Below are 14,212 nucleotides of genomic sequence, written 5' to 3' on the forward strand. Positions count from 1 at the left end.
AGGGATTTAAGGCCATCTCTAATCGTCCTTGTACTTTGTTTTTACCATAGGAATGGCGTTAGCCCCCTCATGATGCCCTTCGACCTCACTTTTCCATAGAAGGGCGACTAGGCGTCCAAATGCCGCCATCAAATCCTAAGAAGTTTCCTTTTTACCAATTAAACAATCGCTTATACCAAGGCTTCTTCTCAGGCTGCTCTTTTACATCTGGTTTCTCTTCTTGATATAACAAGTGAGCTGTACAATATTCGGTCGGCTCTGTGCCTTTAGCGAAATACGTTAAACGTTTAACAGGGCATTCATCAGTGGCTAATTTGCCGTTTTCCGGATTCACATAGACACCGACTGTTCCTTTTACCGGTTTAAAGCCTTTGACTGGCAACCCCTGATGCGCCTCCTCCATAAAACGAATCCAAATATTTTTTGCATATGATTTATCTGCTGTTTTATGAATCGTTTTTCCCTTGTCAAAGCCGGTCCAAACGGCGGAAACAAGCTGCGGTGAGTAGCCGATCATCCAGCTGTCAGTATCCGTTGAGCCTGATTTCCCCGCGTAGGTCCGAGTCATATCATTAATAACGGATCGCCCCGTGACGCTTGTGTATCCATTCAGTCTCGGGTCAAAAATGCCCGTCATCATTTGGGTCATCACATAAGCTAAATCAGGTCGCAATATAGGAAGTGCCTCTTTTTCCTGCTCGTAAATAATTTCTCCCTTATGATTCTCAACCCTTGTGATTAAGACAGGCGACACTTTTTTTCCGCCGTTCGCAAATATACTATAGGCATTTGCCATTTCGATTATCCGAACACCAGATGTGCCCAGTGCCAGGGAAGGAACTTTGTTCATTTTTGTAGAAATTCCAAATTTCTGAGCTGTGTTTACGAGTGTATCGATTCCTAAGAAAAGATGAGTCTTAACAGCATAAATATTATCTGAAAGGGCTAGTGCTTGAGCCATGGTGATATCGCCATCCGCATATTGGCTGTTAAAGTTTTTCGGTGTATAGTCAGGTCTTTCGTCATCGAATCGGAAAGTGGTTGGCTCACTTCGCATTAGAGAGGAAGGAGTAAATCCATTTTCCAAGGCAGCGTAATAGAGCATTGGCTTCATAGTTGAACCCGGCTGGCGAATGGCCTGAACGGCGCGGTTAAAAGGACTTTCCGCGTAATCTCTTCCTCCGACCATCGCTTTGACATGCCCGTTTTTCGGATTCATTGAAACCATTCCAACCTGGATTTCAGAATCCTTTGAGATTAATTGATCCACTGTCTGTTCTGCGATTTCCTGCTGCTTCATATCCAAGGTGGTGTAAACCTTTAATCCCCCTAATTCAATGATCCGGTCATCCAGTTTTAGCTCTGTTTTCAATGCTTGGCGAACCGTATCCTGAAAGTAAGGGGCTGTTTTAGCTTTTGTATGGAGATGCTTCCCAACTAAGGTCAACGGTTCTTGCAAAGCAGCTTCAGCCGTCTTTTTATCAATATAGTCATTTTCGACCATCGTGTTTAAAATGATCTTTTGCCGATTTTTCGCATTTTCGTTTGATACGAGTGGGGAATAGATACCAGCTCCCTTTGGAATTCCGGCTAAAATGGAAGCTTCCCCAAGAGTTAATTCTCCGGCATGCTTCCCAAAATAGAACTGGCTTGCCGCTTCTGTTCCGTAAGCCCCATGGCCATAATAAATAGTATTTAAGTAGCCTTCAAGAATCTCTTTCTTCGAATAATTCATTTCAAGCCGAATCGTATAGAAGGCTTCCTTCAATTTACGCTTCCATGTTTTTTCATGTTCAAGAAATAGATTTCGGGCATACTGCTGGCTAATGGTGCTCGCTCCTTGTACCTTGGCCATTGCTTTAACATCAGCAATGATGGCTCCTGCAATTCTCTTATAATCAAACCCATGATGGGAGTAAAATTTGCGATCCTCAATCGAAACGGTGGCATTCACTAAGTATGGGCTAATGTCTGAAAGCTCTACCCAATACCGCTTTTGGCCATTATGACTTTCCCCGATCACGGTTCCATTATCAGAGTAGAATAAGGTTGACTGCGGAACAGCTAGAGGCGGAGGCCCAAGAACCTTAGCATAAAGCAAAATGCCAGCCATGATGATAGCAGCCAGGATAAAACCAATTAAGCTAAAAATAAAGATGGCGCGTAAAACCTTACCAGCTTTTTTGAAACGTTGATTCGTCATAATCTCCATCGTGAAAACCACCACCTCTCCAAAGTGTTTACTAGCTTTTATAAATTTCTAATTTGGGAAAAATTCCATCTCTCAATAGTATTGAAACAAACCTTTCGTTTTAAACATTTCTCTTAAGCAAAATTCAATTTTTTCTTGCTTTTTTGCTAGATTCATCTATACTTTTTCTCATGTTTGTAATTATTCAGATTGGGAAGTATAAAAAAGAATTGTTATCGACAGTAAATAATCGATTTTTTTACGGAAGGAATGGTTAGATAAATGGGACTTTGGTTTACTGAAAAACAAACAGAGAATTTTGGCATTACAATGAAGGTTAAGCAGACTTTACATACAGAACAGACAGATTTTCAAATGCTTGAAATGGTGAAAACAGAAGAATGGGGCAATATGCTTTTACTAGACGGCATGGTTATGACTTCTGTGAAAGATGAATTTGTTTATCATGAAATGGTTGCTCATGTGCCGTTGTTTACACATCCGAACCCTGAAAATGTTTTAGTTGTTGGAGGCGGGGACGGCGGAGTGATTCGCGAAGTTCTTAAGCATCCAAGCGTGAAAAAGGCAACGCTTGTTGATATTGATGGAAAGGTCATCGAGTATTCTAAAAAATACCTACCGGAAATCGCAGGCAAATTAGACGATCCGCGTGTGGATGTTCAAGTTGGCGATGGTTTCATGCACATTGCTGAAAGCGAAAATGAATACGATGTGATTATGGTTGACTCCACTGAGCCTGTTGGTCCAGCTGTGAATCTATTTACAAAAGGCTTCTATGCAGGGATTTCCAAAGCTTTAAAGGAAGACGGAATTTTTGTCGCGCAATCAGACAACCCTTGGTTTAAAGCCGATTTAATTCGCAATGTTCAAAAGGACGTTAAGGAAATTTTCCCGATTACACGTCTTTATGTGGCGAACATCCCAACGTATCCAAGCGGATTATGGGCGTTCACCATCGGTTCTAAAAAGTATGATCCACTAGAGGTTAGCGAAGACCGCTTCCATGAAATCGACACAAAATATTATACAAAAGAGCTTCATCAGGCTGCTTTTGTATTGCCGAAATTTGTGAAGGATTTAGTAGAGTAAATTTTTTGTACCAAAATATATGTGTGTTAATGGGCAGTAAAATATCGATTGGCTGATATATCGTTGAATTTGGCTGATAAACCCGGCAAATTGGCTGATAAACCCGGTAAATTGGCTGATAAATGAGTAAAATTGGCTGATAAAACAGGTAAACTGGCTGACAAACCGGCAAATTGGCTAATAAATCGCAAAATTTGGCTGATAAACTGTTTTTCAGATAAAAAAACACATGTGATTTAGCCTTTATTCAAAAATATCGCTGATTACAGCACTATCAAGGGGCTAGAGACCCCAAATTTAATACGAACGAGGGATGACAGTGGTGCGTTTTGATGAAGCATACTCTGGCAATGTTTTTATAAAAAGCCATCCGAATTACGAGGAAAGTAAAGCGGTCATTTACGGAATGCCGATGGACTGGACCGTCAGCTACCGTCCGGGCTCCCGTTTTGGTCCTGCGCGTATTCGTGAGGTGTCTATTGGGCTTGAGGAATATAGCCCTTATTTAGACCGTGAATTAGAAGAAGTAAAGTATTATGATGCCGGCGATATTCCGCTGCCATTCGGAAATCCGCAGAAAAGCTTGGATTTAATCGAGGAATTTATTGACCAGCTTTTAGCAGAAGGTAAATTTCCGATTGGCATGGGCGGAGAGCATTTAGTTTCATGGCCGGTTTTTAAGGCAATGTATAAAAAATATCCGGATATGGCGATTATTCACATGGATGCACATACGGATTTACGTGAGAATTACGAAGGGGAGCCATTATCCCACTCGACACCTATCCGCAAAGCCTGTGATCTAATCGGGCCTCAAAATATTTTTTCCTTTGGTATCCGTTCTGGAATGAAGGAAGAATTCAAATGGGCAAAAGAAGTCGGCATGCACATTTCGAAATTTGATGTGTTAGAGCCGTTAAAAGAAATTCTGCCAAAGCTTGCGGGGCGTCCCGTATATGTAACGATCGATATTGATGTGCTTGACCCTGCTCATGCTCCAGGAACTGGTACTGTGGACGCAGGCGGCATTACATCGAAGGAACTTCTAGCTTCCATTCATGAAATTGCCCGCTCCAATGTAAACGTAGTTGGCTGTGATCTTGTAGAGGTTGCACCTATATACGACCCATCTGAGCAAACAGCTAACACGGCGAGCAAGCTCATTCGCGAAATGATTTTGGGCTGGGTGAAATAAGAAAAGCTGAGAGCGCTAGAGCTTATCTTTTAAAAAAGCGATGACGGAGACATGGGTCTCCGTTTTTTCCATTTTTAAAATAGGCTATAGTAAACCTAATACAGGGAAGAGTAGAACCTTTCGCTAAAGTCTACTATAATGTTACGAAAAGGATGTGTGGCCGTTGTCTACTAGACCAGCGGAGCAAATGCCTGTTAAAATTAAAGTAAAGACAGACATTCGAGATGGGCACAGCAAAGATACTTTTGAACTCATCGCATTTGGTCGATACTATATAAAGGAAAATGCCCGGTTTCTTCAATATGAGGAAGCGATGGAAGAAGGAATGGCCAAAACAATCATCAAGGTATCCGATAAAGAAGGTCTTATTATGCGAAGCGGCGCTGTGAGAATGAGGCTCCCTTTTATCATGAATAAAAAGCTTAAGGGAAGCTATCATACACCTTATGGCGTGTTTGAGATTGAAACGATGACAAAAAGGCTGGATCACCAGTTTAACGAACAAACCGGGAACGGCTCTATCGACCTTTTATATGAATTGAAAATGCAAGGCGCAAGTTCAGGTACATACCATTTATCGATTACATTCGAAGAGGAGGAAGAAAGTTGAACAGTGTAGAGCAAATGCAAAACAAACTGAAAGAAGAAATTAAAGCGGCTGTGATCAAAGCGAATCTAGCAACTGAAGAACAAATGCCAAACGTTATTTTGGAAACGCCGAAGGAAAAGGCGCATGGGGATTATTCCACGAATATGGCGATGCAGCTTGCACGAGTAGCGAAAAAGGCGCCGAAAATGATTGCCGAGGCGCTAATTGCGAATTTTGATAAATCGAAAGCTTCCATTGAAAAAATGGAGATTGCGGGCCCAGGGTTTATTAATTTTTACATGGACAATAGCTATTTAACGAATTTAATTCCCGCTGTTCTTGAAGCAGGCGATCAGTACGGAGAAACAAATGTTGGAGCGAATGAAAAAGTTCAGGTTGAGTTTGTATCCGCCAATCCGACTGGGGACCTTCACCTTGGCCATGCTCGTGGTGCGGCTGTAGGGGATTCTCTATCCAATATTTTAGCTAAGGCTGGCTATGATGTTTCCCGCGAATACTATATTAATGACGCAGGCAACCAGATTAATAATCTTGCGTATTCAGTGGAAGCACGTTACTTCCAAGCACTAGGATTGGAAAAAGAAATGCCTGCAGACGGCTACCACGGCGAGGATATTATTGGGATTGGGAAAAAGCTTGCTGAGGAATTCGGCGACAAATATGTTCATGTGGATGAAAAAGAGCGCTTTGACTTCTTCCGTGAATATGGATTAAAGGTTGAAATGGCGAAGCTGAAGACTGACCTAGAGGAATTCCGTGTGCCGTTTGATGTTTGGTATTCTGAAACATCTCTATATCATAATGGAAAAATTGATACGGCTTTACAAGCATTGAAGGACAATGGCCATATTTATGAGGAAGAGGGAGCAACATGGTTCCGCTCTACAACTTTTGGCGATGATAAAGACCGCGTTTTGATCAAAAATGACGGTTCCTATACGTACTTAACACCAGATATTGCGTACCACAAGGATAAGCTGGAGCGCGGCTTTGAAAAGCTGATTAATATTTGGGGTGCTGACCATCACGGCTACATTCCTCGTATGAAAGCAGCTATTCAAGCATTAGGCTACGACCGTGATACACTTGAAGTAGAAGTTATTCAGCTCGTTCATTTATATAAAAACGGCGAAAAAATGAAAATGAGCAAACGGACAGGAAAAGCGGTAACGATGCGTGATCTAGTGGAAGAGGTAGGATTGGATGCAACTCGCTATTTCTTTGCGATGAGAAGTGCGGACACGCATATGGACTTTGACCTGGATTTAGCCGTTTCTGAGTCTAATGAAAATCCTGTTTATTATGCGCAATACGCGCATGCACGGATTTGCAGTATTTTACGACAAGGCGAAGAGCAGGGATTATCTGTGAGCCGCTCTGCCGACTTCTCCTTAATTTCGGCTGAAAAGGAAATAGACGTTTTGAAGAAGCTGGGCGAATTCCCGCAAGCAGTAGGGGAAGCCGCACAAAAACGATTGCCGCATCGAATCACCAATTATATTTTCGAATTGGCATCTGCGTTCCACAGCTTCTACAATGCTGAAAAAGTATTAGATACCGAGCACCCAGAACGGACACAAGCAAGACTAGCTTTAATCAAAGCAGTTAAAACAACATTGAAAAATGCCCTTGCTCTAATCGGAGTTTCGGCTCCGGAGAAAATGTAAAAAGATTGCTGGCATGTAAAAGAGAGGCAGAGCCCCATCGAGCGGGCCCTCCCTCCTAATTACGTGCCAGCTTTTTTGTTTTTTTCCAAAACTTTCACGAATTCAAGAAAAACAGGAACTAAAGGATATTACAAAAACAATATAATCAAATGCGCCGCCCATTCCTTAAATGACCGAATGGGGTTAAACTGGTTTAGTTTTGCGAGCGTCATTCGTTCGGATTGGCGAATGTCTGATTGAATTACCTGCCGCACCTTCAGAATAAAGTCATAATCATAAATATAACAATTAATTTCGTAGTTTAAAAAAAAGCTCCGAAAATCAAAATTTGTCGTGCCAATATCACAAATTTTATCATCGATAATAAGAGTTTTAGCATGGTAAAAGCCATTTTTAAATTCGTAAACAACCGCACCCTGCCTAATTAATTTTCTAAAAAAATAATACGAAGCTTCCTTTACAAGAGGATGGTCCGATGTCTTTGGGACAAGAACGGTAAGGCTGACACCTCTTGAGAGGGCATTAGACAATTCATGAAGCAGTTTTTGGCTGGGAATAAAATAAGGTGTTCCAATGGTAATATTCGTTTCTGCCTTCCGAATTAGCGTTGTATAAGTATCCTCCAGAAACGCACCTTTAGAGGGAATTAATTGATGTCTACACGGACCCTGAGGGAGTGTAGGAAAATAGTTTGGATGATCCAGCAAATCCTCTTTGCTATCATGACGCCAATCAGTCAAAAACTCCTTTTGCAGCCCGTTTACACCTTCACCCTCAATCTTCAAATGATAGTCTCGCCATGGACTCAGTTTAGGATTTAAATCGATGTACTCCTTGCCAATATTGAAACCGCCGATATAACCAATTTTCCCGTCAATGACTGTAATTTTTCTATGATTGCGAGCCTGTAGCGTATAGAACAGGAAAGGAAACTTGGGACGCTGGGAAAAAGAAAACTGAATACCCTCACTTTCTATAGACTGGATCGTTTTTTTATCAATCAGATGGCTCCCAAGCCAGTCCAGAAGGAGGCGGACCTCAACTCCTTCCCGAGCTTTTTGCTTCAGGATATTTAAGAATTCTGTACTAATTTGATCGTCCTTAACAATATAAAATAATATATGAATGTGAAGCTTTGCTTTTTTTATTTCCGAAAACAGATCCTCGAATAAAGCCGGTCCTTCTGTAAAAATATCCAGGCTGCTATTCCAAAAGGGATACTCCTTCTTTGTCTGTTTGCTTAATTGATTTCTTCGTCCAAAATAAAAATCAAGTGTCAGCCAAAGAGCAAACAAAAGAACGATGATAAATAGAATGGAGGTTACTTTCATTACTTTCTCCTCCTCGTGATTTGTATCCAATTATTATCTCCAGTCCAATTATTTATATGATTTTTTTCAAAGCAAGCGGACAATCAGAAATAATTTTTAAAATAAAATGTGTTGACTGAATGCTCACTCATAATATAATAGAGACAAGGGGTAATTTCTGAAAATTGTATCGTGTTTAAAATTTTCGAATTATATGCTGGACAATCCATTTTAAGAGGGGAGAGCTAACGATAATGACAGGATTGTTGTGGGTGAATCTAATTGGATTTCTCCTTGTAACCGCTTACGCAGTCAGTTTGTTTGTGTATGTTGTTAAAACGAGAATTGAATATATCAAACTCGGAAAGAAGGTAGAGTTTGATAACAACGTTAAGGAACGTCTAGGTAAAATTTGGGTTAATGTCTTTGGCCAAAAGAAGCTGTTGAAGGATAAGAAAAGTGGAATCATACACGTCATGTTTTTCTACGGGTTTATTCTAGTCCAATTTGGCGCCATTGATTTCATCATTAAAGGAATCAAACCAGGTGCGCATTTGCCTCTTGGACCTCTCTATTCAGGATTTACGTTTTTCCAGGAGCTTGTTACCTTAATGATTCTGATTGCTGTGATTTGGGCCTTCTATCGCAGATATGTGGAAAAGCTTGTCCGCTTAAAAAGAGGCTTTAAATCAGGGCTTGTGCTTATTTTTATCGGTGGATTAATGCTTTCTGTTTTACTTGGAAATGGAATGAGCATGATCTGGCACGGACATGAAGCGGCATGGACAGAGCCGGTTGCATCTGTCATTGCGGGAGCCTTCTCATGGATGGGAGAAACCGCTTCGATTGTTGTATTTTATATCGCTTGGTGGATTCATTTAATTTTCTTATTAGCGTTCCTTGTTTATGTGCCGCAATCCAAGCATGCGCACTTAATCGCTGGACCTGCCAACGTCTATTTCAACCGTCTTGAGAAGCCGGGTAAATTATCAAAAATTGATTTCGAAGATGAAACACAGGAAAGCTTTGGAGTCGGAAAAATTGAAGATTTCACCCAGCTGCAAATGATTGATTTTTATGCTTGTGTTGAATGTGGGCGCTGTACGAATATGTGTCCAGCAACGGGCACAGGCAAAATGCTGTCGCCGATGGATTTAATTCTAAAGCTTCGTGATCATTTAACGAACCATGGGGCAGCTGTTACATCCAAACAGCCATGGGTGCCAACCTTTGCTTTCTCGAATACAATGGGCAATCAGATTGCCTTAGCTGGTGCGGGAAAAGCGGCAGAGGAAGCAGCTGCTGGATTAGCATACAGCCCAAGCTTAATTGGGGACGTCATTACAGAAGAAGAAATCTGGGCTTGTACGACTTGCCGAAATTGTGAGGATCAGTGCCCGGTTATGAATGAGCATGTCGATAAAATTATCGACCTGCGCCGTTATCTTGTTTTAACAGAAGGAAAGTTAGATGCAGACGCACAGCGTGCTATGACAAACATCGAGCGTCAAGGAAATCCTTGGGGATTAAACCGCAAAGAGAAGGAAAACTGGCGTGAAGCACGCGAGGATGTACATGTACCTACTGTGAAAGAAATGAATAAAGCTGGGGAAGAGTTCGAGTACCTATTCTGGGTAGGATCAATGGGTTCATTTGACAACCGCAGCCAAAAGATTGCTCTTTCTTTTGCGAAATTAATGAATGAAGCGGATGTGAAGTTTGCCATTCTTGGAAACAAGGAGAAGAACTCTGGGGATACACCGAGACGTCTTGGAAATGAGTTCTTATTCCAGGAGCTAGCGACAAAAAATATTGAAGAATTTGAAAAGGCTGAAGTGAAGAAAATCGTCACAATCGACCCGCATGCATATAATATTTTCAAAAATGAATACCCTGATTTCGGGCTGCAGGCAGAGGTTTACCATCATACGGAAATCCTTGCGAAGCTTGTTGAGGAAGGAAAGCTGAAACCGCAATATTCGGTAAATGAAACAATTACCTTCCATGATTCTTGTTACTTAGGACGCTATAACGAGGTTTATGATCCGCCGCGTGAAATTTTGAAATCCATTCCAGGTGTGAAGCTGGTGGAAATGGAGAGAAACCGCGAAACCGGCATGTGCTGTGGAGCGGGAGGCGGCTTAATGTGGATGGAGGAAGAAACCGGCCACCGCATTAACGTATCTCGTACAGAACAAGCATTAGCCGTCAATCCTTCGATCATCAGTTCAGGCTGTCCATACTGCCTAACGATGCTATCGGACGGAACGAAGGCGAAGGAAGTGGAAGAAACCATTCATACGTACGATGTAGCAGAAATTCTCGAAAAATCCGTCATCGGGGAGAAGCAAACTTTAGTTTCTTAATAATATGATTAGTTCAACTTCAATTGGCAGCTATTTCTGCCAATTGAAGTTGAACTATAAGAATTTTTCGTAAAGTATTTCAATTTAAACTATTTTTAAAGTAAAATAGAATTATAGATAAAGCGCTTACAATTTTAGGAGTTATTTTTTTGAATGTATATTGAGCGAGCGTTCAGTCAAATAGCTTGATCGCTATGAATCAATTGGGCAGGAAAGTTTGAAAAAACAAGTAAAACAAAGGAGAGATTCTGATGGGAAGAACCGTAATTTTAGGTGGAGCAAGAACGCCATTTGGTAAATTTGCTGGGGGATTAAGTAGCTTTTCTGCTTCAGACCTTGGCGGTTTTGCTGTAAAAGAAGCTTTAGCTCGTGCTGGTGTCAAACCGGAGGAAGTCGGTGAAGTCATTCTCGGAACGGTACTGCAAGGTGGGCAAGGCCAAATTCCTTCCCGTCAGGCTGCAAGAAAAGCAGGGATTCCGTGGAATGTGAAAACAGAAACCGTTAATAAGGTTTGTGCTTCGGGCATGCGCAGTGTCACATTAGGGGATCAAATCATCCGCCTCGGTGATGAAGAGGTTATCGTGGCTGGTGGAATGGAATCAATGAGCCAAGCTCCTTATTTCCTGCCAACCGCTCGTTGGGGATTTCGCATGGGGGATGCACAAGTTAAGGATTTAATGACACATGATGGATTAAGCTGCAGTTTCACAGGGGCTCATATGGGGACGTACGGAAATGAAACGGCTGAAGAAATGGACATTAGCCGGGAAGAGCAGGACCGCTGGGCACTTAGAAGTCATGCACTGGCCACTGCTGCAATAGAAGACGGAAGGCTAGCGGAGGAAATTGTTCCCGTCTCGGTGCCGCAAAGAAAAGGAGAACCCATTATGATTTCCGAGGATGAGTCTCCTCGAAAAGATACTTCCATTGATAAATTGGCGAAGCTTCGCCCGGCATTCGGTCCAGAGGGCACGATTACGGCCGGGAATGCGCCTGGTGTGAATGATGGAGCGGCTGCATTAATCCTAATGAGCGAGGAAAGAGCTGCCCGTGAAGGAAGAAAGCCTGCAGCGGTTATTCTCGGTCACACTGCCATTGCGGTGGAGGCAAAGGATTTCCCGAAAACACCAGGGCTTGTGATCAACGAGCTTTTGAAAAGGACAGGGAAATCCGTTGAGGAAATTGATCTTTTTGAAATTAATGAGGCATTTGCAGCTGTCGCGCTTACAAGCGGAAAAATTGCCAATCTTGATGAAAATAAGGTCAATGTAAATGGTGGTGCGGTCGCGTTAGGGCATCCCATCGGCGCGAGTGGAGCGAGAATTATCCTGACATTAATGCATGAATTAAAACGTCGAGGCGGCGGAATCGGCATCGCAGCGATTTGCAGCGGCGGCGGCCAAGGCGATGCCATCATGATTGAGGTTCCGAAAAACTAAATGAAGGGCTAAATTCGTTATTTGTCGGCCCATGTTGAATTTGTCAGCCGAATTTGCTTGTTTATCAGCCAATTTATCCTATTTATCAGCCAAATACACCGGTTTATCAGCTAATCAAAGAATTTGTCAGCCAAACCAAATTTAACACCCCAATAATTATCAGCCAATATATACATTCAACCGAACGGAGGAGCAAAAATGAACGTACAAAAAATCATGGTAATCGGAGCGGGTCAAATGGGCTCTGGGATTGCCCAGGTTTGTGCACAAGCCGGCTACAGCGTGCTTTTAAATGACTTAAATCAGGAATTTGTTGATCGCGGTCTAGGCGTGATCAGAAAGAACCTTTCTCGTCAGGTTGAAAAAGAACGGATGACTGCCGAGCAAATGGAAGAGATTCTAAACAATCTCACGCCCTCTACGGATCTGCAGGATGCCAAAGCTGTTGACCTCATTATTGAGGCTGCTGTGGAAAATATGGAGGTCAAAACGAAAATATTCAGCCAGCTGGATGACATTGCGCCTGCACACGCCATCCTCGCAAGTAATACATCATCCTTGCCAATCACAGAAATTGCAGCTGCCACAAAGCGGCCGGAAAAGGTGATTGGCATGCACTTTATGAATCCAGTTCCTGTTATGAAACTTGTAGAAATCATCCGCGGTCTTGCAACAGCAGATGACGTCTACCAAACAATTGAAGACATTACGAAAACGCTCAAAAAGGTACCAGTTGAAGTCAATGACTTTCCGGGATTTGTGTCAAATCGAGTGCTGATGCCGATGATAAACGAAGCCATTTTTACCCTATATGAAGGGGTTGCTTCTAAGGAAGCCATCGATGAAGTGATGAAGCTTGGTATGAATCATCCGATGGGGCCGCTTACTTTGGCGGATTTTATTGGACTTGATACTTGTCTATATATTATGGAAACGCTTCATGAGGGCTTTGGTGACGATAAGTACCGCCCATGCCCGCTGTTAAGAAAATATGTGAAGGCCGGCTGGCTGGGACGTAAAACAGGCAGAGGCTTTTATACGTACGAATAGGCATTTCCTTAAATAAAAATCACCCGATAGGAATAACGGAGGGCTGCAAATGAACCTGAGATTTACAGAAGAGCAGGAAATGATGAGAAAAATGGTGCGAGACTTTGCCCAATCCGAAATAGCACCTTTTATTGAAAAAATGGAGCAAGGCGAGTTTCCACGTGAAATTCTAAGAAAAATGGGGGAGCTCGGCCTAATGGGAATTCCCATTCCGGAACAGTATGGCGGTGCGGAAATGGATTTTACCTCCTACATCATTGCCATCAATGAGCTATCAAAGGTGAGTGCAACGATTGGCGTTATCCTTTCCGTCCATACCTCTGTAGGGACCAATCCAATCCTTTATTTCGGTACAGAGGAACAAAAGAAAAAGTATATTCCGAAGCTTGCCTCAGGCGAATATCTTGGCGCCTTCTGCTTAACAGAGCCGAGTGCCGGATCTGACGCGGGAAGCCTGAAGTCAAAGGCTGTTAAAAAAGGTGACCATTATGTGATCAACGGATCCAAGGTTTTTATCACAAACGGCGGGGAAGCGGATGTTTATATCGTATTCGCCTTAACTAATCCTGAGCTCGGAAGCAGAGGGATTTCCGCTTTTATCGTTGAAAAAGATACGCCGGGTCTTGTGATCGGAAAAGACGAGAAAAAGATGGGCTTGCATGGCTCCAGAACGCTTCAGCTAAGCTTTGAGGATATGAGAGTTCCGGCTGAGAATCTACTTGGGGAGGAAGGACATGGCTTTAAGATTGCCTTGGCTAATCTGGAGGTAGGCCGAATCGGTATTGCCGCCCAGGCGCTTGGAATTGCAGAAGCGGCTCTTGAAGCGGCGGCGGAATACGCGAAAGAGCGTGTCCAATTCGGAAAGCCGATTGCTGCTCAGCAGGGGATCGGATTCAAGCTGGCAGATATGGCTACGGCTGTTGAAGCATCCAAGCTCTTAATCTATCGTGCAGCTGATCTTCGCCAAAGAGGAATCAAATGTGGAATGGAAGCCTCCATTGCAAAGCTGTTTGCTTCCAAAACAGCTGTCGAAGTAACAACAGAGGCCATCCAAGTATTTGGGGGCTATGGCTATACAGAGGATTATCCAGTTGAACGATACTTCCGTGATGCGAAAATCACCGAAATCTACGAGGGTACGAGCGAAATTCAGAGATTGGTTATCAGTAAGCATCTTTAATAGCGAACTCACTTAAAACACTAATTATGACGGTCTCCTTATGCGTATTTCCAAAGGAACTCATACAAAACGCTCGTCATGACCGCTTCATAGT

10 protein-coding genes are annotated in these 14,212 nt (G+C 42.6%); 8 read left to right on the forward strand and 2 right to left on the reverse strand.

The features are described from left to right. Positions 1 to 151: 151 nt before the first annotated feature. The gene (locus V7122_RS05040; RefSeq protein ID WP_335525965.1) at positions 152 to 2,212 is read right to left on the reverse strand and encodes a transglycosylase domain-containing protein; all 2,061 of its coding nucleotides are present in this window, start codon (positions 2,210 to 2,212) and stop codon (positions 152 to 154) included. Positions 2,213 to 2,473: 261 nt separating this feature from the next. On the opposite strand from V7122_RS05040, the gene speE reads away from it, so the two are divergent. The 4 genes from speE to argS all read left to right on the forward strand — a co-directional run bounded on the left by speE (position 2,474) and on the right by argS (position 6,773). Beyond that, positions 2,474 to 3,301, forward strand: a complete 828-nt coding sequence (speE, locus tag V7122_RS05045) for a spermidine synthase (RefSeq protein ID WP_335525966.1) — start codon at positions 2,474 to 2,476, stop codon at positions 3,299 to 3,301. 322 nt (positions 3,302 to 3,623) lie between these two features. Continuing rightward, entirely contained in the window at positions 3,624 to 4,496 is an 873-nt protein-coding gene (gene speB / locus V7122_RS05050) for an agmatinase (protein ID WP_335525975.1), read from the forward strand. 163 nt (positions 4,497 to 4,659) lie between these two features. Beyond that, complete coding sequence (locus V7122_RS05055) at positions 4,660 to 5,106, forward strand: DUF1934 domain-containing protein (protein ID WP_335525967.1); 447 nt, start codon at positions 4,660 to 4,662, stop codon at positions 5,104 to 5,106. Beyond that, on the forward strand, positions 5,103 to 6,773 hold the full coding sequence (gene argS, locus V7122_RS05060; protein WP_335525968.1) for an arginine--tRNA ligase: 1,671 nt from the start codon (positions 5,103 to 5,105) through the stop codon (positions 6,771 to 6,773). The genes V7122_RS05055 and argS overlap by 4 nt, the downstream gene beginning before the upstream one ends. A gap of 128 nt (positions 6,774 to 6,901) precedes the next feature. Here argS and cls read toward each other — a convergent pair whose 3' ends face one another. After that, positions 6,902 to 8,104, reverse strand: coding sequence for a cardiolipin synthase (gene cls / locus V7122_RS05065; RefSeq protein ID WP_335525969.1), 1,203 nt, complete (start codon positions 8,102 to 8,104; stop codon positions 6,902 to 6,904). 233 nt (positions 8,105 to 8,337) lie between these two features. On the opposite strand from cls, the gene V7122_RS05070 reads away from it, so the two are divergent. The 4 genes from V7122_RS05070 to V7122_RS05085 all read left to right on the forward strand — a co-directional run bounded on the left by V7122_RS05070 (position 8,338) and on the right by V7122_RS05085 (position 14,118). Then, positions 8,338 to 10,449, forward strand: coding sequence for a (Fe-S)-binding protein (locus V7122_RS05070; protein ID WP_335525970.1), 2,112 nt, complete (start codon positions 8,338 to 8,340; stop codon positions 10,447 to 10,449). 251 nt (positions 10,450 to 10,700) lie between these two features. Then, positions 10,701 to 11,888 carry an acetyl-CoA C-acetyltransferase gene (locus tag V7122_RS05075; protein ID WP_335525971.1) on the forward strand — a complete coding sequence of 396 codons (1,188 nt, stop codon included), beginning with the start codon at positions 10,701 to 10,703 and terminating at the stop codon, positions 11,886 to 11,888. 198 nt (positions 11,889 to 12,086) lie between these two features. Next, positions 12,087 to 12,938 carry a 3-hydroxybutyryl-CoA dehydrogenase gene (locus V7122_RS05080; protein WP_335525972.1) on the forward strand — a complete coding sequence of 284 codons (852 nt, stop codon included), beginning with the start codon at positions 12,087 to 12,089 and terminating at the stop codon, positions 12,936 to 12,938. A 49-nt stretch (positions 12,939 to 12,987) separates the two neighbouring features. Beyond that, positions 12,988 to 14,118, forward strand: coding sequence for an acyl-CoA dehydrogenase (locus V7122_RS05085; RefSeq protein WP_335525973.1), 1,131 nt, complete (start codon positions 12,988 to 12,990; stop codon positions 14,116 to 14,118). Positions 14,119 to 14,212 lie beyond the last annotated feature (94 nt).

Origin of the sequence: Bacillus sp. JJ1532 (assembly GCF_036965085.1) — a bacterium.
In the GTDB taxonomy this organism is placed as follows: domain Bacteria; phylum Bacillota; class Bacilli; order Bacillales; family Cytobacillaceae; genus Cytobacillus.

Coding starts and splice junctions, on each gene's coding strand:
- cls (WP_335525969.1), bottom strand. CDS start 8,104: ATGAAAGTAACCTCCATTCTATTTATCATCGTTCTTTTGTTTGCTCTT.
- speE (WP_335525966.1), top strand. CDS start 2,474: ATGGGACTTTGGTTTACTGAAAAACAAACAGAGAATTTTGGCATTACA.
- V7122_RS05080 (WP_335525972.1), top strand. CDS start 12,087: ATGAACGTACAAAAAATCATGGTAATCGGAGCGGGTCAAATGGGCTCT.
- V7122_RS05075 (WP_335525971.1), top strand. CDS start 10,701: ATGGGAAGAACCGTAATTTTAGGTGGAGCAAGAACGCCATTTGGTAAA.
- V7122_RS05070 (WP_335525970.1), top strand. CDS start 8,338: ATGACAGGATTGTTGTGGGTGAATCTAATTGGATTTCTCCTTGTAACC.
- V7122_RS05085 (WP_335525973.1), top strand. CDS start 12,988: ATGAACCTGAGATTTACAGAAGAGCAGGAAATGATGAGAAAAATGGTG.
- V7122_RS05040 (WP_335525965.1), bottom strand. CDS start 2,212: ATGGAGATTATGACGAATCAACGTTTCAAAAAAGCTGGTAAGGTTTTA.